At 48.1% G+C, this 24,985-nt stretch carries 18 protein-coding genes and 1 pseudogene; 8 read left to right on the top strand and 11 right to left on the bottom strand.

Translation table 11 applies throughout. The annotated features are described in order from the left end of the window. The first annotated feature begins 17 nt into the window (after positions 1–17). Positions 18–902 carry a TIGR03621 family F420-dependent LLM class oxidoreductase gene (locus KTT_RS34200; protein ID WP_126602500.1) on the top strand — a complete coding sequence of 295 codons (885 nt, stop codon included), beginning with the start codon at positions 18–20 and terminating at the stop codon, positions 900–902. Positions 903–980: 78 nt separating this feature from the next. On the opposite strand, the gene KTT_RS34205 is transcribed toward KTT_RS34200, so the two are convergent. The 4 genes from KTT_RS34205 to KTT_RS34220 all read right to left on the bottom strand — a co-directional run bounded on the left by KTT_RS34205 (position 981) and on the right by KTT_RS34220 (position 5,091). Beyond that, entirely contained in the window at positions 981–2,168 is a 1,188-nt protein-coding gene (locus KTT_RS34205; protein WP_126602502.1) for a cytochrome P450, read from the bottom strand. A 73-nt stretch (positions 2,169–2,241) separates the two neighbouring features. Next, positions 2,242–2,967, bottom strand: coding sequence for a TetR/AcrR family transcriptional regulator (locus tag KTT_RS34210; protein ID WP_126602504.1), 726 nt, complete (start codon positions 2,965–2,967; stop codon positions 2,242–2,244). 118 nt (positions 2,968–3,085) lie between these two features. Continuing rightward, entirely contained in the window at positions 3,086–3,844 is a 759-nt protein-coding gene (locus tag KTT_RS34215) for a hypothetical protein (RefSeq protein ID WP_126602506.1), read from the bottom strand. After that, positions 3,841–5,091, bottom strand: coding sequence for a DUF790 family protein (locus KTT_RS34220; protein WP_126602508.1), 1,251 nt, complete (start codon positions 5,089–5,091; stop codon positions 3,841–3,843). The genes KTT_RS34215 and KTT_RS34220 overlap by 4 nt, the downstream gene beginning before the upstream one ends. A gap of 298 nt (positions 5,092–5,389) precedes the next feature. Here KTT_RS34220 and KTT_RS34225 point away from each other — a divergent pair, with 298 nt between their 5' ends. The 4 genes from KTT_RS34225 to KTT_RS34240 all read left to right on the top strand — a co-directional run bounded on the left by KTT_RS34225 (position 5,390) and on the right by KTT_RS34240 (position 10,928). After that, entirely contained in the window at positions 5,390–5,737 is a 348-nt protein-coding gene (locus KTT_RS34225) for a nuclear transport factor 2 family protein (protein ID WP_126602509.1), read from the top strand. Positions 5,738–6,049: 312 nt separating this feature from the next. After that, positions 6,050–6,259, top strand: a complete 210-nt coding sequence (locus tag KTT_RS34230) for a hypothetical protein (RefSeq protein WP_126602511.1) — start codon at positions 6,050–6,052, stop codon at positions 6,257–6,259. Positions 6,260–6,314: 55 nt separating this feature from the next. Then, on the top strand, positions 6,315–7,259 hold the full coding sequence (locus KTT_RS34235; RefSeq protein WP_126602513.1) for a pentapeptide repeat-containing protein: 945 nt from the start codon (positions 6,315–6,317) through the stop codon (positions 7,257–7,259). A 156-nt stretch (positions 7,260–7,415) separates the two neighbouring features. Continuing rightward, a complete protein-coding gene (locus tag KTT_RS34240; RefSeq protein ID WP_126602515.1) occupies positions 7,416–10,928 on the top strand; it encodes an NB-ARC domain-containing protein in 3,513 nt (1,170 codons plus the stop codon). A gap of 184 nt (positions 10,929–11,112) precedes the next feature. Here KTT_RS34240 and KTT_RS34245 read toward each other — a convergent pair whose 3' ends face one another. The 5 genes and pseudogenes from KTT_RS34245 to KTT_RS34260 all read right to left on the bottom strand — a co-directional run bounded on the left by KTT_RS34245 (position 11,113) and on the right by KTT_RS34260 (position 17,272). After that, positions 11,113–12,840, bottom strand: coding sequence for an ABC transporter substrate-binding protein (locus KTT_RS34245; RefSeq protein WP_162511825.1), 1,728 nt, complete (start codon positions 12,838–12,840; stop codon positions 11,113–11,115). Between the two features lie 174 nt (positions 12,841–13,014). Then, a pseudogene (locus KTT_RS37870) lies at positions 13,015–13,077 on the bottom strand (zinc-ribbon domain-containing protein); the annotation flags it as partial. 199 nt (positions 13,078–13,276) lie between these two features. After that, positions 13,277–14,575, bottom strand: a complete 1,299-nt coding sequence (locus KTT_RS34250; RefSeq protein ID WP_126602519.1) for a glutamate-cysteine ligase family protein — start codon at positions 14,573–14,575, stop codon at positions 13,277–13,279. Between the two features lie 1,068 nt (positions 14,576–15,643). Continuing rightward, complete coding sequence (locus KTT_RS34255; protein ID WP_126602521.1) at positions 15,644–15,844, bottom strand: hypothetical protein; 201 nt, start codon at positions 15,842–15,844, stop codon at positions 15,644–15,646. A gap of 63 nt (positions 15,845–15,907) precedes the next feature. After that, positions 15,908–17,272 carry a DEAD/DEAH box helicase gene (locus KTT_RS34260; protein WP_160146343.1) on the bottom strand — a complete coding sequence of 455 codons (1,365 nt, stop codon included), beginning with the start codon at positions 17,270–17,272 and terminating at the stop codon, positions 15,908–15,910. A 336-nt stretch (positions 17,273–17,608) separates the two neighbouring features. On the opposite strand from KTT_RS34260, the gene KTT_RS34265 reads away from it, so the two are divergent. Beyond that, positions 17,609–19,744: an alkaline phosphatase family protein gene (locus tag KTT_RS34265; protein ID WP_126602525.1), complete on the top strand. Its 2,136-nt coding sequence runs from the start codon at positions 17,609–17,611 to the stop codon at positions 19,742–19,744. Between the two features lie 146 nt (positions 19,745–19,890). Here KTT_RS34265 and KTT_RS34270 read toward each other — a convergent pair whose 3' ends face one another. After that, the gene (locus tag KTT_RS34270) at positions 19,891–20,946 is read right to left on the bottom strand and encodes a helix-turn-helix transcriptional regulator (protein WP_126602527.1); all 1,056 of its coding nucleotides are present in this window, start codon (positions 20,944–20,946) and stop codon (positions 19,891–19,893) included. 198 nt (positions 20,947–21,144) lie between these two features. Between KTT_RS34270 and KTT_RS34275 the strand changes: the two genes are divergently transcribed. Together KTT_RS34275 and KTT_RS34280 are read left to right on the top strand one after the other, a co-directional pair. Continuing rightward, complete coding sequence (locus KTT_RS34275; RefSeq protein WP_160146344.1) at positions 21,145–22,455, top strand: MFS transporter; 1,311 nt, start codon at positions 21,145–21,147, stop codon at positions 22,453–22,455. Between the two features lie 132 nt (positions 22,456–22,587). After that, positions 22,588–23,319, top strand: coding sequence for an SDR family NAD(P)-dependent oxidoreductase (locus KTT_RS34280; protein WP_160146345.1), 732 nt, complete (start codon positions 22,588–22,590; stop codon positions 23,317–23,319). A 103-nt stretch (positions 23,320–23,422) separates the two neighbouring features. Here KTT_RS34280 and KTT_RS34285 read toward each other — a convergent pair whose 3' ends face one another. Then, positions 23,423–24,850, bottom strand: coding sequence for a flavin monoamine oxidase family protein (locus tag KTT_RS34285; RefSeq protein WP_126602533.1), 1,428 nt, complete (start codon positions 24,848–24,850; stop codon positions 23,423–23,425). Positions 24,851–24,985: the final 135 nt, after the last annotated feature.

The following is a 24,985-nucleotide window of genomic DNA, read 5'->3' on the forward strand; positions in this document are numbered from 1 at the left end:
AAGAAAGAGAGTGCACAATGCTGAAACCTTTTCGCTTTGGTGTCGTTGGCGGCAATGCTCAGTCGCGCGAAAGCTGGATCAGCTTTGCTCGTCGTGTTGAAGAGCTTGGATACAGTAGTCTGTTATTGCCCGATCGCACCCAGATGAATGTGGCCCCATTTGCGGCCCTGGCGGTTGCCGCGACGGCGGCCACCACGCTGCGTGTGGGCAGTTATGTTTTCTGCAATGATTATCGCCATCCAGCTGTTTTAGCCAAAGAAGCGGCCACCCTGGATCTGCTCTCTGATGGACGCTTTGAGCTGGGTATTGGCGCTGGAGTTGGTCCTGAAGATTATAATCAATTAGGTCTCCCCTTTGACTCCGCTGGTACCCGAGTCGGTCGTGTTGAGGAGGCCGTGACCATCATAAAGCAGTTCTTCACCGAGGAGCGCGTAAACTTCAAGGGGAAATACTACACCGTTACCGATCTGCCGGCTCTACCAAAACCTGCTCAACGCCCCCATCCCCCCATCTTTATTGGTAGTGCCAGTCAGCGCATGCTCTCTATCGCTGCCCGGCATGCCGATATCGTCTCTCCCACCATCAAATTCGCCCGCCCTGGCGAAACCATCAACGATGTTCCCCTGGAGCAAAAGGTGGAATGGATACGCGCAGCGGCTGGCGAACGCTTCGAGCAACTCGAATTCAGTCAGTCCGACTTTGGTCTCACCATCACAGATAGCACGGCGCAAGTGTTTCATATTACCGGTGGCCCTCGTATGCCGCAGAAATTTATGAGCACCGAGCAAGCTGTGGAGTATCTACTAGAGCAGCGTGAGCAACTGCGCTTCTCCTATATCCATGTGAACGCCGGACAGATGGAGAACTTCGCCCCTGTAGTCGCCCGGCTGGCCGGAAAATAACCGCAGAAATGAACCGATATACATTGAGTAGAAGGGTGTCTCTGACAGGCATCCTCCTACTTATGTTATATATCAAGGTTACCAGTTCACGGGCAGGGTTTTAACACCATTAATAAAAGGACTTGCGTAGGCTTCTAGCCTGGCATCCGGCTGTATTTGTAGGGATGGGAAACGTTTCAATAGGATATCCAGGGCTATTCGAGCCTCCAGGCGTGCGAGCGGGGCACCGATGCAGAAGTGGATGCCATGTCCGAAGGCCTGGTGGCGATTGGGATGGCGCCTGATATCGAAGCGTTCCGGATCGGGAAATTGCCGCTCATCGTAATTAGCGGAATGCAGCCAGGTAATAACCAGTTGCTGCGCCGGGATAGTCATCTCTTGTATTGTGACGTCCCTGGTTGTCAGACGCATCGTAGCCGTGAATGGTGGACGATAGCGTAAGATCTCTTCGACCGCTGATGGAAGCAGCGAGGAATCAGCTTTGATAGCCGTCAGGGCGTCTGGATGCTCGTTCAGGCAGATGATAGCGTTTCCGAGCAGGATGGTCGTGGTGATATTGCCAGCGACCAGCAGGGTCGTCACAAAGGCCAGGATCTCATCGTTATTCAGCATTCTGCCCTCAAACTGCGCTTGCGTAAGGTGGCTGATCAAGTCATTGCGAGGCTGTTCACGGCGCGCCTGGCAGAAGTTCTGCAGGTACGCGAACATCTCCTGAAAGATAGGAATCACCTCCTTTAGCCTGTTCTTATCTCCTGGCTGGACAGAAGTGGAGTCGATCAAAGTATTTGACCAGACCTTGAAGCGGTCGCGATCCTCAGGGGGCACGCCAAGCAGTTCAGCGATCACGATGATGGGGAGAGGAGCGGCCAGGTCACTGACGAACTCCATCTCGCCTTTCGCGGCCACCTCATCAAGCAATGTATTGGTAATCTCACAAATACGCGGCGTCATCTGCTCAACCACGCGTGGCGTAAAAGCCTGGCTGACCAGGCCACGAAAATGGCGATGCTGTGGTGGATCCATTTTCGTGATATCACCTTTGAGCCAGGAGCTCAGGAAGCTCTCCTCTGAATCCTGAGCCGGAGCTGGAGGCATAATATGTGAAGAGAAAGTGGCCGGATCAGCGAGGGTGGAGACTACGTCCTCATAACGGAAAAGGTTCCAGAGGCGATGCTGCTCGTCATAGTATACCGGGCTCTGCTTGCGCATCTGTTTGCACCAGGCCAGTTGCGCCAGCCAGCGGTCCTGAGACGATACTTGTTGCATGGTTTTGCTCCTTAGAACTACTTCTTCATAACGTAAAATTGATGATATGTTAGTAAAGTAGTACAGGGTGGTGTTACAGCTCGGTTTGTGCTCGTATTTTTTGTTCAAAGTCAAGACATAGCTGTTCAAACAGCTGGATGATGGCCGGGGCTATCTCTTGTACGACAGCGAGAGCAGGTGGTGTCGGCGGCTCAAAGGTTTGACGTATAATGCGAGCAAGTACCCCGGCTTTCTGCTCGATTGAGAGTTGTTGACCACTAACGATATAGGGATCAAGCATGGTAAAACTGGTGGTGAGCATCTCCAACGCATAGAGATGTTCTGGTTGATTACTATCGACCGCGGTCAACCCATGCTGGTAGAGCAAGCTAAAATACTCCCTGATTGTCTGTTCTTCGCGATTTCGGATCTCGCCGTGGGCATTGTTCTGAATCAACTTTCCTGCGGTTTCTATATCACGGGTGAGAAGCGCTTTAATGATTGGCCTCTCTTCGGTGATCAGGAGTGACGCAGGGAGCATGCGATGCGGTAGAATTTCAAGGGGATCCGCATATATGCGCTGCATGACAGCGCGATAAATGATGATCATCTCGCGCAATATCACCGTTTCGAATAAGCTATCGCGCGTCTTCCAATGCAGATAGATGGTTCCTTTCCCCACGCCCGCGTGCCTGGCGATATCATCGATGGTCACGCGTTTATATCCCCAGCGCAGCAATAGCTCGGCGGCCACATCCAGAATGCGTTGCGCACGTTCTACATTTTTCTGTGATTCACCCGGTCCAGAAGAATGCTCCATGCTTGTTTTTACTTTGCTCCTTTCATATGACCAAATGTGAAATATGGTCAATCAGTACTATTTGTAAGTATAGGTGTCTGCAATAAGAAAAGTCAAGAGCCTGATCAAAGCGCTATCTTCAGGGAATCAGAAAATAGATATAGAGCTGAATTATGAAGTAGGTACCTATTAGTATCAGCACCGCTACATGGAAGACGACTGTTGCCGATGTGCCAGGATCTGAAATCTGCCTGTTATGGAGAAGGGTGCGTTCCTGTCGATATTGTGTGATCAGATAGGGGAGCGTAAAGAACGCGCCTATGGTATAAGGCCAGCCCAAAGCGAACAGGTCCGTGATAATAATTAATCCAGATGTATGGGGAAACACAGGCAGTACATAAAATCCGGCATAGAGTAATGCGACGAGGGTAGCACAGAATAGTGGCAGAGAGGTGAGCCTGTACAGGCGCCTAGGGATAGGATGTTGCCAGGTTGGGACTGAGCGCCTGCTCTGTTGCCAGCGTTGGAGGAGAGCGAGTAACATCAGGAGCACCAGGGTGCTCGCACTGCTGAGCCAGGATGAGAGTTGTAGCGTCAGAATGGCAAGGGGAGGCGCGACCATGAGCAGCGTCGACATGACTGTGAAGCGCTCCGCGCCCCGCTCGGATAACTCCGCGTATCTGGTCAGAGAGGCCGCAATGTGCCAGGTGAGCAGTATAGATAGCACTGAGAGCAAGAGCGGTAGTAGACCGCCGCTCCATAGTGATCCGTTCAGGCGATCCTGAACGAAGGCGAGCCAGCCCAGGCGCACAATCAGCCCCAGCGTAAGAAGCACTACCAGCCATATGGGTGGTCGACGCAGAGATCCGCCCGCGCCAGTTCGCTTCATCATATTCATGCTGAGGCTGGTCCATAGATACGCTGAGACATCTCCTCGACCTTTGCCAGCACATCTCTCATGACGGGTTTATTGGGAAAGAAGATGACCTCGCTGGTGATACCCTGGAAGTCTTCTTCGGTGACGTTCAACCCTTTGTAGACGAGCAGGAGCAGGTGCGAACAGTTAGCGGCTCGCACCTTTTCGAGCTTGCGGCGCAGATAGTCGGGGTGCCAGAAACCGACCAGCTCGATCAGGATGCGGCGCCGCTCATCGTGCCGATCGACCATCACAAAGTCAGGTACCATCACTGTATCGCCCAGCAGCAGCAGGTCGCTCTCGCGCCGCAGCAGCCATCTGCCGCGTCGCTGGCCGATTTTCTGTTCAAACTCGTGGGCGAAATCGGCTTCCAGGCGACTATCAAAGGATCCCGAGCGCTTAAAATGAGATTGCAGGTCGTTACTGGAGGAATCCATCTGATAGTTCATGGCTCCGCGTCCCTGTGGAGGATAAACGGTAGCCTGCATCTTCCAGTGCTGGCAGAGAAAGAGCGCGGGCAGAAAGGCGGCCATCTGGCGTCCATAGCGCAGCGTCGCTCCTACGAAAGGCGAGATTGGACCATCCAGTTCGATGCGATAGCCTCCGCTATTGGTAGCCTGTGCCACGAACATCAGCTTAAAGAGCTTGATGAATTTCCAGATGTCCTTATAGTTATCCGCGATCTCGATGGTCAGTTGCGAGGCCCAGTAGAGCACGCCGCGCGTCAGCTCCAGATTGTAGCGCGCCAGCAGTGTCTCTGGGGTCCAGGTGGGACCAGTATCAGTCAGGCGATAAGAGGCATGGCGATCTGCAAAGAGCAATGATTCAACGTCGCTCGGACTGAGCTTTAGATTGGTGGCCACCGACTGCAGTACACCCTGGCGCGAGACAGGATGCACCATGTCACTACCGGAGAAGACCGGCCCATAGGCGAACATGCTCTCGCGTACCACTGTTGGTGCATGTATTGTCGGCAGCGGCGTAAAGGTGGCGCCATCGCTCAATACCTTGGCCAGTCCCCGCACCAGTACATAATCCAGACGTGGACCTATGTATGTCCCCAGAGCCTGTTCCCAGGCCTCCTGTGAACAATCCACATGGGAGTGAAATAGCTTGATCAGTTCCCGTGCCGTCGTCTGCAGCGAGGCGCTCTGTGGATCCACCAGTGCCACCGAGACGTTTCGATCCTGAAAGCGCAGCAGGGGGCGGATCAGGTCACTCGTAAGCATTCAACAATCCTCGGATCGTCTGTGTAGTGGGATGTTACAGCACACAGAGGAACAACTGACGATGAGTAATCTGGCTACGCCTATCTTCGACGCCTCAAAGTCATATTCTCCCTGAGCGATCCAGTACGTCTAAGTTCGAGTTTTTGTACGAACTGTACGTGGTCAATAAAATCGTGACAATGTATTCTATCACTATTCAAACGGATCTCTATAGAGTTATTCAGGGAAATTTACATCTACGCTTTGGTTACCGATGGTCCTTTTGTTGTGACGATGGCTGAAAAAAGGAGCTAAAGCTATGTCAAAGAACACCATTACAGAGTTGTTTCTTATTGTGGACTCTCGCGATTGGGATAAGATGATCAGTGTATTCTGTCCAAATATAGTTTATGAGCGCCCTGGATATGCTCCTATTGTTGGGATTGATCAATTACTTCACTTTTATCAACATGAACGTGTAATTGCATCAGGAAAACATGACCTTGAGCACATTGTGATAGATAGACATCGCGGGAGTTGCTGGGGAAGGTTTCTCGGTGTCAAAAAGGATGGCACTGATATAGATGAGCTTTTTGCTGATGTTTATATTTTTGAGGATGAGAAAATCAAAGAGCGGAGATCATACTTCTTTCGGCCTGCCATTTAAGTGCACATGATGATTCGTTGCAAACACATAGCAGATCATCGCAGTAGCACGTTTCAATCTAGAGGTTAGAAAGGCGCTACATTATTCCTTTGGTATCTGGAAGCAGCGTGACGTTTAGAGGCCAGCGACGACTAGTTGACGGGAGCAAGCTCTTTAAGCCACGGATTGGATTGATGAGCTTAGGACGGGGTGAAGCATTGAGTGTAGCTTCGATGTCTCTTTTTGGCTCGTTTGGCCTCATTCTATGTCCTTTCGTTAATTTTGAGATAGCCTCTTACAATACAAAATAAAATTGGTAAAAGGAGGATGGCATTGTCTAGTATCGAAGACGAATTGAGGGAAGAAACTCTTATACTGATACAGCAGAATCGTCAAATAGCTGCTGAACTTGATGAAGCTATTAGAAACCAAAAGCGTGATTGGCTGATAGACTTTGTCCAGTCTGTAGCCGGGGAAGAAAGGTCTGTTTCAGCACCTGTAATCCAATCGGTGGTCGACTGGCTTTTTGATATATTTAGCTGAAAGCCACTTTTGGACATTACCAGTCTACAGTGAGGCTCTGATTGAGAGGGAACTCATGCTAACAAAGCATCCTCATAGATGGCCGAAGACCACGCAAATTCTCATTTTTGCATGCGCAAGTTTAGTTTTTTCCGCATTTGTCTTTGCAGGATACTGGTACAACTGGCAATGGTTAGGTTTCAACGCTTCCATTGGGCCAGATGTGCAACAATATCAACCAGCAAAAACGCTTTGGGACTGGATGCAATTACTCATTGTTCCAGTCGCTTTAGCTATTGGTGCTTTACTTTTCAATCAGGCTGCCAGTAAAAATGAGCAAAAAATTGCTCAGCAACGCGATCAGACGGCACTTGATATTGCGGCAGACAACCAGCGAGAAGCGCTCTTACAAACCTACTTAGATCGCATGTCGGAACTCCTTCTTGACAGACACTTGTTGACCAAAGACGTGAAAAATGAAATACGAAATATCGCACGAGCGCGCACTTTAACAGTACTCTCTAGATTGGATGCTGATCGTAAAGGAAGCCTTCTCCAGTTCTTATATGAGTCAGATCTCATTAACATAGATATACATGGTTGCATTATAAGCATGAAAGGCGCTAATCTCAGCGAAGCCAACCTCAGCGAAGCCAACCTCAGCGAAGCCAACCTCAGCGAAGCCAACCTCAGCGAAGCTACTCTCAGCGAAGCCAACTTGTTCGGAGCTGATTTAAATAGAGCCAATTTAAGTGGGACCGATTTGAGTAAAGCTAATTTGTTTGGGGCTGATTTAAGCCAAGCTAATTTAAATGGAGCTAATTTATGTAGGGCTGACCTGAGTGGTGCGAATTTAAGTAGGGCCGATCTGAGTGGAACTGACCTGAGTGGCGCGAATTTGAGCAGGGCCGACCTGAGTGGCGCTGACTTGCATGGGGTTGATTTGCGGGGAGCCGATTTACGGGAGACTGACTTAAATAAAGCTGACTTAAGTGAAGCCATTATGAATTATCAGCTGTAAATAAAAAGAAAAAAATTCAAACAAGATACATGGTACTCGCTGCTTATGTAAGATAAGCAAATTATGTCTCTGATGCTAATTTACATATATAACTTACTATGTTATATTAATATTAATAGGGTGGTTTTATAACAGCGAAGGAGACAGGTAATATTAATGTCTAACTTGGCTTTTGGACCGCTACTTAGATTCTACCGGCGGCGTGCGCAACTAACTCAGGAAGACTTAGCTGGCAAATCAGGCTACGGTGCTAACTATGTTAGCATGATTGAACGCGGCGTACGTTCTCCAACTGGCGCAACTGCCCAGGCTCTTGCTAAAGCCTTAGATCTTAACGGGCAAGAATATGATCAGTTTATTATAACTGCCACAGAGCAACGCAAGGCCACCTCTCTCTCTCCGCTGACACTTCATGAAGTTAACCAGGAAGATTGGGGAGAGATTCCTCACACAAGAGGTTTTCAGGGACGTCAACAGGAGCTCGCGGATTTAGAGCAATGGATTGTAGATGATAGCTGCCAAATAGTTGCAGTGCTTGGAATTGGGGGTATTGGCAAGACAACACTAACGGCAAAGTTGATCGAGCAGATAGCAGGTGCATTTCACTATGTGTACTGGCGTACACTACAACACGCCCCGCCCTTCAAGGCTGTCCTGCAGCACTGCATCCAATTTTTATCTGATCAGCAGAGAATTGATCTGCCGAAAAATGATAATGAACAGATATCGCTACTCATAGAGTATTTGCGGAAGCACCGATGCCTTCTGGTGCTAGATAATTTTGAGTCTGTTTTGCAGGCGGGCAATCGTACGAGTCTCTATTTACCGGACTATGAGGGATATGGGAAGCTACTTCAACGTGTAGGAGACACACAACATCAAAGTTGCCTGGTACTAACAAGCCGAGAAAAGCCGAAAGAAATTGCACAATGGGAAGGGATGACTTCCCCTATTCGCTCATTATACCTCTCAGGTATCAAACAATCTGAGGGAAGGAAAATTTTGAATGATAAAGGCTTGTTTGGGTCAGATAACGACTGGACAAATCTTATCCAGCTTTATTCTGGCAATCCACTTGCCTTAAAACTCGTATCCGAACCTATTCGAGATCTCTTTGGTGGAGATATCGCCGTTTTCTTGAAGAGCGAGGATCCGAGTTTAGGGATACAAGATCTACTGGATCAGCAGTTCAAACGCCTTTCTGCACAAGAAAAGGAAATTATGTACTGGCTGGCGATTGAGCGCGAGGCAGTTTCCCTGTATGATTTACAAGAATTAAAAGTGTCTTCCCTGTCAAAAGGGGAAGTACTCGATGCTATGGCGTCCTTACGGCGCAGGTCAATGATCGAGATGAGTAGCGTTGCGCACTTTACACTTCAGCCAGTAATCATGGAATATGTAACGAATAAGTTCGTTGAGCAGATAGCAGAAGAGATTAGAACCGCAAAGTTAGAATTATTTATGAGCCATGCACTCATGAAAGCTCAAGCTAAAGATTATGTAAGAGACAGCCAGAAACGCCTTATCCTCACTCCTTTAGCACAGAGTCTTCTCTTCAAGGCAGGGGAACAAGAAAGCGGAGCAAAGCTGAAAGATTTACTTATAATGCTCCGTCAGACACAGCCCTACAGCTTGAATTATGCAGCTGGTAATGTACTTAATCTTCTGATACATTTAAACATAGACCTCCATAATTATGATTTTTCCAGCTTAACAGTGTGGCAGGCATACTTACAAGGAGTAATACTCCAGGATGTAAACTTTACCTCCAGTAATTTGGCTACATCTGTTTTTACAGATATCTTTGGCAATATTCTTTCGGTTGATTTCAGCCCTAATGGATCCTTGCTAGCGGGAGGAACCAGTAACTGCGAGGTGTGGGTATGGCAAGCGAGCAGTGGAATACCTCTACTTACCTGCCGAGGCCACCCAGATTGGGCCTGGTCTGTAGCGTTTAGTCCAGATGGAGCTAAGCTGGCCAGTGGCAGTGAAGATAAAACGATCCGCATTTGGGAGGCTGACACTGGACGCTGCCTCAACATCTTGTATGGTCATATTCATGTTGTTAAGTCTATTGCTTTTAGCCCTGATGGTACTATCCTTGCTAGTGGTAGCAGCGATCAAACAATTCGTTTATGGGAGGTACATACGGGGCGATGCCTCAATATCTTGCAAGGGCATACTAATATAGTCAGATCAGTTGCCTTCAGTCCAGATGGTAAGTTTCTTGCTAGCGGTGGTGATGATCAGGCAATCTATCTTTGGGAACTCAGTACCGGTCGCTGTCTCAGGATTTTGCAAGGACACGAGGGTCGCATACATTCGGTAACCTTTAGCCCCGACAGTACCACTCTTGCCAGTAGTAGTGACGATCGTACGATCCGTCTCTGGAAAATCGATACAGAGCAATACGTCAAGATTTTGCGAGGGCATACTAATGTAATCAGGTCAGTAGTTTTTAACTCCGATGGCACTATCCTTGCCAGCGGCAGTGATGATCAGACAATCCGCCTCTGGGAGATTAACACGGAACAAACACTTAGAATCTTGCAAGGACATAGCAGCTGGGTCTACTCAGTGGCCTTTAGCCCTGATGGTACCCTCCTTGCCAGCGGCAGTGACGATCATACAACGCGGTTTTGGAATGTGAATACAGGACAGTGCCTCAGAACCCTCCAAGGACACACTAACTGGATAAAGTCAGTGACCTTTAGCCCTGATGGCACTATTCTTGCCAGCGGCAGTGAAGACCGCAAGGTGCGAGTTTGGGATGTGAATACAGGACAATGTCTCAGAGCCCTCCAAGGACACACTAATCTTGTCCGCTCAGTGGCCTTTAGCCCTGATGGCACTGTTCTTGCCAGCGGCAGTGACGATCAGACAATCCGCATCTGGGAACCCGGCACTGGCCATTGCCTCAACATTTTACAAGGCCATACGAGTTGGGTGCAAAGCGTGGCTTTTAGCCTTGATGGCACTATTCTTGCCAGCGGCAGTGACGATCAGACAATCCGCATCTGGGAACCCGGCACTGGCCATTGCCTCAATATTTTACAAGGCCATACGAGTCGTGTTTACTCAGTGGCCTTTAGCCCTGATGGTACCATCCTTGCCAGTGGCAGTGATGATCAATCAATCCGTTTTTGGGAGATTAGCACTGGTCGTTGCATTCAAACCCTGCGTGGGCATGGTGGCCGCGTCTACTCTGTAGCTTTCAGCCATGACGGAAGCATCCTTGCGAGTGGCAGCGGTGATCAAACAATTCGTTTGTGGGAAGTTAACACATTCAAAGTTATCAGAATTTTGCAAGCGCATAGTAGTTGGGTCATGTCGGTTGCATTCAATAGCGACGACACGATCCTTGCTAGTGGCAGTGAAGATCATACTGTTTGTGTTTGGGAGGCCAGCACAGGGAGAGTTTTGCGGACCTTCAAAGATCATACTCACGTCATCCGGTCTATTGCCTTTGGCCCCGACAGGCATATGCTCGCTAGCGCTAGCCATGATGAAACAATTAAGCTGTGGAACGTACTAACTAATGATCAACCAAAAACATTAATTAGTGAAAGACCCTACGAGCGAATGAATATTACGAACGTAAAAGGGTTAAGCGAAGCACAAAAAACAGCGCTCAAAGTGCTTGGAGCAATTGAGGATGTTAAAATGTGATACGCTGCAGACTTGTTATACTTCCAACTCTGTTGTTTCATTATCGATAAGCCAACCGCAAAGAACGCACACCCAGAAGATTCCTGCCTGGCTGTCTGACCATCGAGGATTGCTGATGCGATGCCACTAACATTCAATTGGATGTTCACAAGGTTAGTGCTCGTGAAATAGCAGCCATGTGAATTTATGGTGATGTGTCTCCACAGTGACTTTGAACAGAGAAGCAATTTAACGAACCAATCATTCGAGTCATACCATTTTCGTCCACGCGTAAAATTACAACAGCTTTGTTAATAGGATTCCCATTAGAATCTATTGATATTCTTCCGCTCACCCCTTGAAATGCTTGGTTTCCCTTGATAGTTCTTATCACTGATTGCAGATATGGGGGATCGAAATTTATTCCTAGATTGCTGATTGCTTTTCCAGAAGCATTTAAAAGTAAAGATAAGCCATCATAAGTAAGAATAGAGAATGTTGATGCACGGTTATATCCATACTTCTTATTAGTATTTGGGCCTGGACATGGAGTCGAAGGGTCAAAGTCGTGTGTGTAATCACAAAAGAATGGAGGATTGGTTAGATGAGCGAATTGCCACTGGTCAGAATAAGCATGTGCAGTAAAAACCATACGGCCAAACGATGTTGGCGGATATATTCCTGATGGGAGATCAGATGGATCATACAAACCATCTCCACCCATCACTTCTAAACCTGGATAACGTTTCGCATCTGGCAGCAAGTTTAGCAAATGTGACACATCTTGAACATATCCAGCATAGTAAATGAGATCAAGGTCAGGAGCTTGTCTAAATGAGTCTCTTATTAATGACCCCATCTGGTCATCATTAGTCTTACCTACTGTAAATAGCTCCTTGATCACGGTCGTATGGCTGATTGCCTCGAATTGTTTAGAAAAAGCTTCTCCCAAACTTCTACTATATGGGTCAGTTAAATCATAGAAAACAGCGACTTTTTTTGCTTTTAGCGTATTCTTTGCGTAATTTGCTCCAGCGATAGCTTGTACAGTATCAGGTGGCACAACACGTGAAAAGTAATCCGAGGAACTTGTTAAGCTATCACTTGACGCTGAAGGAGATACTATCGGTATATGTGCTGGGCCTAGAACTGGAATAGCCCCCACTGTTTGACCGCTGTAAGGCCAGCCCAAGACTGCTTTGATTTTAAATGTACTGGCTTGTTGTACAATTTGATTAGCCGCAATGCTTGCATACAACGCCCAGTCACTTGATCCTCTTCCTGATCCGGCGTTAACGATAAGCAGCCTGACTTTTGTACAATTGGGAAGTGTGCAGTTGCTATTGTATTCTTTTTGAGCCACGTAAGCTCCCTGCAATATTCCTCTTCCTACACTTGCGTAGCCTCCTGTAACCATAGTTGTTACCGCTATTGTTATAGAAGGGCTATTGGAAGCAAGTATGCGTTGATCTTCCAAATAAATGAGCATTTCTGCATCATTTGTCACATGACTAGTGCGCCAAAGTTTTTCTGCCTGGTCAGTATTCCCATTTTTAAGTTCTTGAAGAACTTGAAGCTTCAAATCATTATAGTTTTTAGGGCGATCTTTTAGATCTTTATCAAAGAAGAATGTTCCATCACTGATACCAATACATTCTCCATCGGGAGCTTGACTTATAACGGTATCAGAAGATACCGATCCCTGTACCCTGACTGTCTGGCAGGGATTAGGAGACAACGTTATTGTATTAGGTTTGTAGTATTGCCATATAGAGGCCGTTACAAGCAAGATAGATGAAACTAGCATAATATAATAATATGGAAACTTTGTGATTTTAATTTGTGGCCAGATAATAGGTTTAGTAATTTGAAGTGATGCTAATAACTGAAAAAATGTGAAGGCAGCACCTAATATACCAATTGTTATCGTCAATATACTGTATGCTGATCCCCCGCTACTTTGTACGCCAATAACAATGCTAATTATAAAGCTTATACCCGCAAGTATTGATATATATAACTTTAAGGATGAAGAACTGCTACGCTCTTGCGAGGTTGTTGAAGGTTCGATCTTGCTGCTTAACTGTTCTGATTGATGAACTGCGTTTCCACAGGAAACGCAGAATTTGGCATTGGGCCTTATCTGGCTACCACAATTAGAGCAGAACATTGTCCATCTCCGATCTATAGATGAAATAATTTGTTCCTCTAGAAATATATATCCAGAGTAAATAATGTTCTACATAACTACAATATCTAGCTAAGCCAGTAGAATCTCTATCGTAGATGATAGAGATTCGCTATAAAACCTTACGCCCTACATGCGCTAGTATTCCTCACGTAATTTGGTATAATCGTTCAAATACGTTCTATATTTTAATAGAATAATGATTTCTTTTAAAATAGTATAAAATATCTTTATCATTACCTAGATTTAATAAATCATCGGAACTCTTATAATTAACTATTTTATCCTTTATAGGATCTAATGATAACGATAGTGACGGCTCAATATTTCTTTGAATATGCTCTGTAAGCGTCATGAATGGTTCCATTAATTTATTTTTCCAATAATCGTCAGATACCTCTGAAGCAGTATTTAGTAAATCAACTACCTGCGGAACCTCATTGAAACTATAAGGTATTTCTTTTAAAAAAGAGCTCCATAGTGTTGGATTATATATTAATGTATAAAGTAGGATAATGATCCCTGGGATAAGTTTAATACCTGGATTATCTAAATACCTGATTTCGAAATATTGTCTGACTCTGATATCCGTCCATATGGTCGAATTATGGAATAAATAATCACTTAGTGAAGAGTCCTCCATGAAGGAGTCAAAGGCTTTATTGTCAGTTTCTTGATAAGTATACTTTTCTCTTAATGAAAACATCACCGGTGCCTTTAAGACTTTTTGTATATAGCTTAATAGGGTCCATCTCCCGGAATTCCATATTTCCTCTGAGCCAGGTGTTCCCATGCGAGAAGAATCTGTATTCCTGTAGGTTATCGTTCTAAATGATCGTAAACCTGTATCTTTTCCCTCTCTCAGTCTAGAATTTGCTGTCAGGAAGAGAAAGATCGGTTTAAGGAGAAGGGCCCGATTGACTTTTTCTTCCAGATCCTGTAATGAGTCATAGTCAAATGTAATTTGAAGAGAACCAGTGTAACACATAATGTCTCTTCCTAATTTACCAGTACGTTGAAAGTAGTTATGCATTGTTTCATATCTAGGATTGGGAATAAGAGAAACATCAGAAGGTTTCCCAACGGGAAAGTATGATACATCTAACCAATAGACTTTGAATTCATCAGCTAATTCTTGCAGAGTAAGATTGTAGATGTGTAAATCTCTCAACAGATCGGTTAGATATTCATGAGGCGCTGAGCAAAATTCAAACTGTGCTCCTGGCTCTAATGTTATTTTTGTCTGGCCCTTTTTCAATTCAAAAGTTTTAGTGAAATCTGATATACTAAATCCTTTGTAAGCCATTAAATACCCAATTAAGTTTTGTACAGAAATACCATCCTCTATTACCTGATAAGGAACAATTGTATTGTTTTGCCCATTAATACAGAAAAGTTCTAACTCTATTCCTACCTTCTTTGGCGATATGGGGACATCAATTTTTGAGTGATATCGCATAATTTGCTCTATGGTAAGCATGTAGTTTAACTCCTTTATGCTGCTTTACTTTGGTATTCATGCAGAACCAAATGTTCAAATAAGTTATGGTTGCACTTCACTACACAGGAAAAGATCAGCACTCTGTGTCACCCTTAAAATATTCCGGAAAAGATCAGAAAACTCTTACGGCTTATTTGTTCCGACTTCTTTTCTCGATGACAGAGTTAACCATTTCTGAATGTATAGAACCTATACATTGTTATTGAATGTTATGCTACTTTTATTTTACTTATGACTGGAAATGTCGCAAAAAGCACCAACATTTTATCCTGCTACACGTTCTAAATAAAGCTTTCAAAAATGGATGAAACATTGTAGATTCCAAAAAGAAAATGGTTCTGTTGCTAATAAATAACATTGTTACTAGAGAATTTTTCTAAAATCCCTTAAGCACTGGAGTCAACGGCTCTAAAAATTTGAATTTAATAGCCTTAGAACAGCTTAAACATCTGGATTGACAAATTCCAAAAAATATATTTATATAAATCTTCAGTGAGAATAATTGTTTAACATAGTTAATTATATATTAAAATATTCCTTATGTCTAGTTGCTAGCTTAGCTATTCATATCAACCTATTCCTTAAACAGATTGCTTTGCAGGAGATCTTAATTTACACCGACTCCTTCTCATTAACATCCTTATACAAAGGCAATGTCATTCACTATATAAATAACATTGTAGAATGCATAAATATTAAATATATATTATTCAGCATCAATGAAATGTTATAATGATAAAATAGTTATGATACTTTTAATATTTTAAAATCTTATAAATTATAATCTCCATCCTTGCGGGTGAGAGGAATTGCTACCGCGATGGCAAAATCAAGGGTGTTTTTATCCGCACGCTGGATCGCCTCAGCCGCTCACAGGTACATAATGCTAATCCTGATAGGGGAGATGTAACACCACGGTATCACTCTCTACTGTATCAAGGAAAATATCGATAAGACAGCCCGCTGGGTAACTTTGTTCGCATGATACTGGTGTTCGTGGTCGAGATGAAACGAGAAAATTCATGGATCGCAGTATCGTGGGCCGTGTCAACAAGCCCAGATAGGGCGCGATTGTTTCTGGACAGTCAGGCGCTCAATAACGCCAATAAGAGGATCACCCACCTGGAAGAGGAAAAGATGCTGCAGATCGCTGCCATAGTAGACAAAACCCGTAAGCGCGAAGCGTACAAAGATATCCTTGTCTGGTGCAAAAAGGTGAAGACCAGCTGCGAAGACTGGATCGACCAACGCTACCGCGACGTCCCGGCTCTGAAAGCGCAGCAGAGGACGGATCAGATCACTCGTGAGCGTTTAACAATCCTCTCTAGCCACGCGGCGGCGCTGTGCTTTACTTTCTTCAATCGTCTTGCGCACCAGGATTTCAAATAAGACCGCTTGTTTTAGTTCCCGCTTGCGCAGGATGCGTCCCAGCCGCTGAATATATTCCCGTTTGCTAGAACTGCCGCCCAGGATGATCGCCACCTTGGCCTCAGGAACATCTATGCCCTCGTTCAGGACTTTGGCGGTGATCAACGCGCGATAGCGTCCTTCCTGGAACGATTCGAGAATATGTTTGCGCTCGGCGACGCCGGTCTCATGGGTAATGGCTGGGATCAAATATTGGCGCGACAGCTGATAGGCCAGCGCATTCGATTCGGTGAAGATCAAGATACGTTCATGGGAGTATTCGCGCAGCAGCTGTTCCAGCATGGCCAGTTTTTCCTGACACCCCTCGATGATCTCCCATAACCGCTGACGTGCCAGGAGAGCCTGGCGCGCCTCCACATCAACGTTTGACAGGCGGAAAAGTTCATGCAGCCAGTTAGGACCATGGCTGCCGCGCAGGCGATGCTCTCGAATGTAGGAGATATACAGCTTGTAGGTGGCATCGTATTCCGCCCGTTCCTCTGGCGTGAGATCGACGCGAATGCGTTGTGTCCGATAATCGGCTAACTGTTTGCCCAGCAGCGCCTCGATGCGTTTCGTATACACGATCGGCCCCAGCAGATCATCCAGTCGCCAGCGTTCTCCTGTCTGTTCCGCTTCATCTGGATAGGTTGCTGTCAGGCCCAGGCGATAGGGCGCGGGACTCATCAGTGCTGCCTCTCCCCACGTTCTGGCCGGCAGGTGGTGGACCTCATCACAGATCAGCAGGCGAAACTCATTGCCATGTTCGGCCATCAGATCGCCCGCCGAATGGTAGGTTGTGACCGTGATTGGCAACACCTTCTTCTCCGCGTGATAATAGACCCCGATCTCGGTCTGAAACGTATTGCTCAGTACCACATACCATTGATACAGCAGACTGACGGTAGACACCAGGATGACGGTGGAAGCATTGGCCTTATGCATGGCATGCAGGGCGATAAACGTTTTGCCCGCCCCCGTTGGGATCACCACGCTTCCACGCTTTTCTGCCGCCACCCAGGCATGTAGAGCCTCCAGCTGGTAATCATGTGGCTCACGGGGATCATGCAGAGAAAGCTTCAGACGCTGCCAGCGAGCTACCTGGTTACGAATTTTGTTTTCCTGTAGCCATGTGGGCAGTTCCACGTAATGATATGCCTCACAACGCCAGCGATTATGTATGAAGCGAAAAGGGGGCGGGGGCTCAAACGTCTCCGGAACGCCCTGCAGCACCAGTGTGCCTCCCTGGAAGAAGAGCGATGCTTTCATGTTCAATACCATAGCAGAGCAGCTTGCAAATGTCCATAGAGAATATCACTGCATCTGTGTGAATGATGAGAAATAGCGCGGATATAATATCTTGCTACAACTCCTGAAGGAGAACGCAAAATAGCGTTTGCTAATCGTTTCATTTCAATGAAATACATTAATTTTATTATCTCTTAACACTCAGATAGCTTTTTTTTTATAAAAGTATGTTACACTTGATGGGTCAGCTACAATGGAATATTGCTCTTTGAGCTTAATGTAGCATAATCGGCCTTGAAATCTATCTCTTTCTATGAATGACTGTTGTTAATGTACCCTAGTTAAAGGAGTTTCGTCTTGAAAAGATCATGGGGAGTTCTTTTCCCTGGCGTTCTGCTCACGGCGTTGCTGTTGACACTCTTTATTGGGCGTGGTGATTTTGCCAGTGCCGCCTCTGATAAAGGTTCTGACAACACATCGTGTCAGCTTAATTCGCCGACCAAAGCAGTGAAGCACGTCATTAATATTCAATTTGACAATGTGCATTTTACGCGTGACAATCCCAATGTTCCTTCTGACCTGGAGCAGATGCCCAATCTGTTGAACTTTATTAAAAACAATGGCACGATGCTCTCGAACTATCACACACCATTGATCGCTCACACCGCGGACGATATTTTGACCAGCCTGACAGGCCTGTATGGTGAACATCATGGTGTCTCGGTTGCCAACAGCTATCGCTACTTTAATCCTGATGGCAGCACGAGCTCAACGCCGTCGTTTACGTACTGGACCGCTCCTATATCGACGGCGCCCAATGCGCCCTACAATATGATCTCTGCCCCCAATACCAATACACCGGCCCCGTGGGTCTCTTACACACGCGCGGGTTGTAATTTTGGCGCTGTTTCGACCGCCAACATGGTATTGGAGAACATCGGCACGGATATCCCGACCGTCTTTGGGGCCAACTCACCCGAGGCTGCCGAGGTCAAAGCGAATAGTGCTCAGGCCTATAGCGACTTTGTTGGTATTGGCATCCACTGCGCCAAGGATGATGCTCTCTGCGCAAGCGCTAACAACGGCCGGCCTGATGTACTGCCCGATGAGCCCGGTGGCTACACTGGCTACCAGGCCCTGTTCGGTCATAAATATGTCGCGCCACAGATCAATCCATCGGGTCCATTACTGGATCTCAATGGCCAGGTCATTCAGGATAGCAAGCAGCATATCGGTTTTCCCGGTTTTGATGGCATGAGCGCCGCTGTATCGCTTTCGTATGTGGCCGCGATGCAGGAGCATAATGTACCAGTTACTTATGCCTACATCTCGGATGCGCATGATCCTCATGGCAACGATCCACACAACGGCGCGTATGGCCCTGGTGAAGCAGGTTATGTCAAAACTCTGAAGTCATATGACGATGCCTTTGGCAAGTTTTTCGCGCGCCTGCAAAAAGATGGCATCAATGCCAGCAATACAATCTTCAGCTTTAGCTCAGACGAGAACGACCACTTCGCCGGTGGTCAGCCCAGCCCGGCCAACTGTGATGGCGTGACTATTCCCTGTACCTATCAGCAGGTAGGTGAGGTCAACGGCAACCTGACTGGCTTGCTGGCGACACAGAAGAATATTACTACACCATTCACCGTACATGCCGACTCGGCTCCCACCATCTACATCAATGGTAATCCCAGCCGTCAGGATCCGACGACCCGTACCTTTGCTCGTGCGCTGGGAGACCTGACCGCTACCAATCCGTACACCGGGAAGGATGAGAAGATCACCAACTACCTGGCTGACCCGGTTGAGATGAACTTCCTGCACATGGTGACCGCTGATCCAGCCAGAACGCCGACGCTGACCATGTTCGCCAAACCTGACTACTTCTTATACGCTGGTGCGCCTAACTGTAATCAACCCTGCATCCAGGTTCAGTCAGGCTATGCCTGGAACCATGGTGATCTCGCGCCTGACATCAATACCACCTGGCTGGGCCTGGTTGGGCCCGGTGTACGTCACCTGGGGGTTGATCATAGCATCTGGGCCGACCAGACGGATCTGCGTCCGACCATGATGTCGCTGCTGGGTCTGAAAGATGACTATACCTCCGATGGCCGGGCGATGTTTGAAGTGTTCACCGAAAACGCTCTGCCCAAACAGGTACGCAGCAATAAGGACTTCTACATCTCTCTTGGTCAACTCTACAAACAGATTAACGCTCCTGTTGGCGCGTTGGGCTTGCAGACCGCGGCCATCTCTACTCAGGCTCTGGAAAGCGACTCTGCCAATGACCAGACCTACAACGATCTGGAAAACGGCTTGATCTCGCTGACCACTCTGCGCAACGCTCTGGCGCAGCAGATCCAGACTACGCTGAATAACGCGACCTTTGATAGCAATACGTCTGTCCATGCTAACGCTAAAGATCAGCAGCAGAATCCGTTCCAGCAGGCACAGAATCTCTTCAAGAAGGCTCAGCAACTGCGCTAGTCGCTGTCTTCTAGCGTGAAGCTCAAACACATTTATAGCTGATAGCAGACGCAGGATGCCTGCCATAGTCAAGGGGGATTATGGCAGGCATCCTGCATTTTCTATTTTGTTGTATCAGGAGCAGTGAAACTGGCCAGGTATAAATTTCAGGTATCATCATAGCTATCCAACATCTGTTGCAGTTCTGCGCGCAGTCGGGAGCGCCACTCTTGAGGTGCAAGAAGCTCGGCACCCGGACCCAACCAGCGTACCAGCGAGAAGACGATATCACTATCACACTCTCCCAGGGTCATCAAGACATGATCAGACTTTTCGTCGGGGGCAAATTCAGCGTGTGCGTAATACCAATCCTGTTGCAGTCGCCGAGCCTGTTCAGCCATCAGGCGAATGGTAACGGGCGTTGATCTTCTCCACTTTTCCATAGCTGGACCCAACCATTGGCGATTGAGCAGCGTACGTACATCAAAAGCGTCCATGTCGGTGGGAACAGGTATCAGCTTAAGCGCATGCAGCGCCTGTACTCGATCCACGCGCCACAGGCGTGGATCGGCCTGTGGATTATCAACTGGCTGGCCTACCAGGTACCAGTAATTGCGGTCCCAGAATAGACCAAGGGGGACGAGCTGGATCTCTGACTGTCGGTTTCGATAAGGAGAGAAGTAGTGGAGCTGCACCTGGCAACCATCCAGAATGGCTTGAAAGAAAATGCTCATTATCGCACTCTGCTGCGCCTCCTGCTGCCTCTGTTCTATCTCTGACGGAAGGTGAGCCGACTGCTGTTCGGGCTCAATATGAAAAATATCGTGCGGAAAGCGCTCAAACCCCAGTAACCGCTCCCCTTTCTCCAGCATGGCACGCAGCCTATCAGGCAGCGCCATCAGCAGTTTTTTTTCCGCCAGCAACATTTCCTGTGGAAAAACTGAGGTGCGCAGACTTTTCTGCAGCGTCAGGCAGACAAGCAGCGCGACCGCCTCCTCCTGGGTAAACATTAATGGGGGCAGGAAATAGCCCTCCAGGAGTCGGAAGCCGCCAGCACGTCCACGTTCAGCATACAGCGGCACACCCAGCGTGCTGAGCGTTTCCAGATCGCGATGAATGGTGCGCCGTGAAACGGAGAAGTGCCGGGCCAGGTCCGCCACTGTCACGCCTGCATTGCCGCGCAGGAAGAGCAGGATTCCCAGGATACGATCAAAGCGCTGCATATTTTTAGAATTTCCTGTATTGCTATCAGGTCAATCAACTGCGTTTTTCATGGCCAGACATTTTGCATCATTCTATCATATCCAACAGGGCATAGAAGAGTGAAAAGAGCGTTAAATATGACAGTCTGCTGGCACATATTACCAGTTATCCTTCAAGGCAGAGAACACTGTTACACAGCTGCGAAGGATGCTATAACTATGTCATTGAAGGATGTTCACTCGCTTTCGTCTGTTCCTCCTACGCCGAAGCGCCGCTGGTATTATCGCTGGGGAGAGTTGTGGGAAAACGGGGATTTTTTGAAGTTCTGGCTGGGTGAGAGCGTCTCACTGTTTGGCTCGCAGGTGACGCTGGTTGCCATTCCACTGGCCGCGATTCTGGTTCTGCAGGTGACGCCGCAGCAGCTGGGATTGCTGCGTACATTTGAGTGGCTGCCATATATACCGCTACCTCTGCTCCTGGGTGTGTGGGTTGATCGGCGCCGAAGACGACCACTGATGATTGTAGCCAATCTGCTCCGGACCTGCCTGATTGCTCTGGTCCCGTTGCTGGCAGCGCTGCACCTGTTGCAAATCACTTTGTTGTATGCCATCGTCTTTAGTGTTGGTACCTGCACTGTCTTATTTGACCTCTGCTGGCAATCATACGTCCCGTTGCTGGTGCGCAAGAAATACCTGGTGGAGGCTAACAGTAAGATTGCTGCCAGCATGGCTGCGGCCGAAGTTGGTGGACCGGGCCTCGCAGGTGTTCTGATCCAGATTTTATCGGCTCCTGCCGCTTTGTTGGTTGATAGCTTATCGTATCTGGTTTCGATCTTATCGTTGTGCCTGATCAAGCAGCGAGAGACGCGGCCAGAGAGAGAGCTGCAATTGTCATGGTATCGAGAGGTCGTAGAGGGCGTGCGTTTCGCCGTCCACAACCCCTATATCCGTACATTAGCCTTTCAAGCGGCGGCGTGGAACTTTTGCTTCGCCATTCTGGATACGATCTTTCTGCTTTACGCGATTCGTGAACTGGCATTCAGCCCAGGCCTGCTGGGACTGATCTATGCAATTGGATCGGTTGGTGGTTTGCTTGGACCTGTCCTGGCAACGACGTTGATGAAGCGCTTCCACCTGGGTTGGTTTATCAGCGGCACATTTACGCTTGGTAGCACACCGTTCATCTTTCTATCGCTCTTTATCGCGCCGCACCTGCTGGTGGTAGCTGTCTGTCTGGCAGTCTTTTTCCTGGTGCATATCGCGCTTGGCATCTATACTGTCGTTAGTATCAGTCTGCGCCAGGCTGTAACGGCCCATAACATGATGGGTCGTGTCAGTGCCTCTCTGCGCGTAGTTACTTATGGCGCGACCTCCCTGGGAGCGTTGACCAGCGGATTTATCGGGGCTATGGTGGGCCTGCGCATGAGCATCTTTCTAGCTGGCTGCGGTTTCATCGTCGCGCTGCTACCCATCTTTTTCTCACCTGTTATCCGCCTGCGCTCTATGCCTGATCCGAAGGCAACCATGTGAGAGCGGTGGTGATTCCTCGTGGGTGTCGGGCTGGTCCCGACCTGGCTGATGCCGGATTCTCCTCAGCAATGTTGTATCCTGATAGAGATTGAGAATGAAGCAACAACTAATGAATTTATGAAGGAGTTGGAGATGGATTTACATGGGAAGGTTGCGCTGGTGACCGGGGCCAGCAGTGGCATCGGGTATGAGACGGCGCGCAGGCTGGCCGAACAGGGGGCCGACGTGGTGATCGGTTATGGAAGGCAGGCAAAGCCAGCGCAGGAACTGGCTGACGGGATCAAACAGATGGGACGGCGCGCACTGGCGGTCCAGGCTGATCTGGGTGATGCAGATCAGGTGACGCAGCTGGCAGATACCGCCCTGACAGAAATGGGACAGGTAGATATCTTGATTAGCAACGCAGGTCGGGGCCAGCAGATGAAATTGCAGCGACTGACGCAAGAGGAATGGGATACCACGATGAATATCAATGTACGCTCCGCCTTCTTGCTCTCACAGCGTCTTGTACCGGGTATGCGCGATCGGGGCTGGGGCCGCATCGTTTTTGTCTCTTCGGTCGCGGCCTTTACCGGAGGTATTGTTGGACCGCACTATGCAACCTCCAAGGCGGCCCTGCTGGGTTTGACACATTCCCTGGCCAGCACCCTGGCTCAGGATGGGATTACCGTTAATGCTGTGGCCCCTGCCCTGATTGAGCAGACTGGAATGCTGCCCGGCGTGCCAGCCGAACTGATCCAACGCATCCCCGTTGGACGACTGGGTACGCCCACAGATGTGGCCGAGGTTATTCTATCCCTGGTGGACAATAGCTACATAACGAATCAGACCTTGTTGATTGATGGTGGCATGTATCCACATTAGTAACGGTCACAGATGGATTTACAAAATACAATCTCATGCATACCAGGATGAATCAGCTGGTAGGTTAATTACACGTTGGGGCGGTTTCCCTGATCTTATAGGTTTATTTCGGTTGATTGAAATCATCTATAATTTCATGCGCTGCGCGTTCCCCTTCCCGGGCCCCACCTTCCATGTAGCCCTGAAAATCGACCGAGCAATGTTCGCCAGCGAAGTGGATGGATCCCTGACGTACGCCTTCATATCCAGCAAAACGCGTGTATTGTCCGATGCGCCAGCAGGAGTAACTGCCACGCAGATAGGGATCGCCGGTCGGATAGCTTAGAGCAGCCCGTTCGATATAGTGGGGAGTAATGCCGGGAAAGACCTTTTCCAACTGTTGCAGACAGTGTTGGGCATAGCCTTGGATAATAGTGGAATCCTGTGAGGTCGCATACGATGTCTCCGGCGCATAGGCAGCTCCTCTATGCCCGCTTGTATAGTTGACAAGTAAGCCGCTGGAACCCGGTTGACCAAGGGAGGTATCCCAGAATGTCTGAACGTCCAGGTCTGTGATGATAAAGCCTCTGTGCAACTGTGGCCAGGGACCATTGTCGAACCAGTAAGGCCGGTCAAACTGTAGGAAGAGCTTGGAGATGGTGCCATAGCCAATTTCTTCAATCGCGGTCTGCTTTAGAGGATCAAAGCCGGCGCGCTGGTAATCGATATGGCGTAGGGTGCTGAACGGCAATGTAAGGATGACGTGATCGCATTGGATCTGTTTTGAGCCATCGACGGTGGTGAAGATGAGGTTCAGCGTGCCATCTTCCATGCGCTCTATCGAAGTTAGTTGATGTTGTAGATGGATGCATTTGTCAGGCAGGCTGTGGGCGATCGCCTGCGGCAGCCGAGCATTCCCCCCCACAATCTTCGTGGTGTCTGGCACCGATGTGGGTGTGGCAGGTTCCTCCACCAGGTCGCGGGGACCAAACATGTAGACAAGGTTAAGCGAGCTTTGTACATTGCTATCCAGCCCGTAGAACCCTGTGCAGGCGCCATCTAACATGTGCCCTAGTGGAGTATTGTGTCCCCCCTCGATATATGTTTCGATCCACTCATACACGCTCATCTGATCGAGCCTGGCACCAGTTTCAGTAAAGTGGTTGTACGTCGTTGGAAAATCCGCTTCCAGTACCTGTTGCTGTAGTAGTGGAGCCAGTGCCTGAAAATCCCTATCCATCTCCTCAGAGCTATAATAGCGATTAAAGAAGTACATCAAGTTTTGCGTGCGGTCCTGCCCGGCCTGCCACAGATCGACCGTTTGAAGGTTGAAGCGCTTAATCAACCGGTGGATGGTCTCATGATCCCCATCGATGAACTCACCGCACAGTTCACTGACCATGCCATCGGCCCATGTAGTGGTATCGGAATGCATGCGACCACCCACATGGTCGGCGGCTTCATAGATATCGCATGCGAGGTTGGCATCCTGCAAGGTCAACGCGGCATTGAGGCCAGCGATTCCCGCTCCAACTATCGCGATTCGGGGCATATTTTTCTCCTGTTGAGAACATCAGAAATGTAGCAATATAAGATAGTTATAATCTATCACATAGCTAGCGTATAGGAGATCATAGAGCATTCTGGTGAACAGCCGTATGCACGCCTGCTTTGTATTCCAGGGAGC

It is taken from the genome of Dictyobacter aurantiacus, from assembly GCF_003967515.1.
Taxonomy (GTDB): Bacteria; Chloroflexota; Ktedonobacteria; order Ktedonobacterales; family Ktedonobacteraceae; genus Dictyobacter; species Dictyobacter aurantiacus.

Coding starts and splice junctions, on each gene's coding strand:
- KTT_RS34250 (WP_126602519.1), bottom strand. CDS start 14,575: ATGCTTACCATAGAGCAAATTATGCGATATCACTCAAAAATTGATGTC.
- KTT_RS34200 (WP_126602500.1), top strand. CDS start 18: ATGCTGAAACCTTTTCGCTTTGGTGTCGTTGGCGGCAATGCTCAGTCG.
- KTT_RS34210 (WP_126602504.1), bottom strand. CDS start 2,967: ATGGAGCATTCTTCTGGACCGGGTGAATCACAGAAAAATGTAGAACGT.
- KTT_RS34285 (WP_126602533.1), bottom strand. CDS start 24,850: ATGCCCCGAATCGCGATAGTTGGAGCGGGAATCGCTGGCCTCAATGCC.
- KTT_RS34275 (WP_160146344.1), top strand. CDS start 21,145: ATGTCATTGAAGGATGTTCACTCGCTTTCGTCTGTTCCTCCTACGCCG.
- KTT_RS34280 (WP_160146345.1), top strand. CDS start 22,588: ATGGATTTACATGGGAAGGTTGCGCTGGTGACCGGGGCCAGCAGTGGC.
- KTT_RS34220 (WP_126602508.1), bottom strand. CDS start 5,091: ATGCTTACGAGTGACCTGATCCGCCCCCTGCTGCGCTTTCAGGATCGA.
- KTT_RS34240 (WP_126602515.1), top strand. CDS start 7,416: ATGTCTAACTTGGCTTTTGGACCGCTACTTAGATTCTACCGGCGGCGT.
- KTT_RS34225 (WP_126602509.1), top strand. CDS start 5,390: ATGTCAAAGAACACCATTACAGAGTTGTTTCTTATTGTGGACTCTCGC.
- KTT_RS34270 (WP_126602527.1), bottom strand. CDS start 20,946: ATGCAGCGCTTTGATCGTATCCTGGGAATCCTGCTCTTCCTGCGCGGC.
- KTT_RS34260 (WP_160146343.1), bottom strand. CDS start 17,272: ATGAAAGCATCGCTCTTCTTCCAGGGAGGCACACTGGTGCTGCAGGGC.
- KTT_RS34205 (WP_126602502.1), bottom strand. CDS start 2,168: ATGCAACAAGTATCGTCTCAGGACCGCTGGCTGGCGCAACTGGCCTGG.
- KTT_RS34215 (WP_126602506.1), bottom strand. CDS start 3,844: ATGAATATGATGAAGCGAACTGGCGCGGGCGGATCTCTGCGTCGACCA.
- KTT_RS34235 (WP_126602513.1), top strand. CDS start 6,315: ATGCTAACAAAGCATCCTCATAGATGGCCGAAGACCACGCAAATTCTC.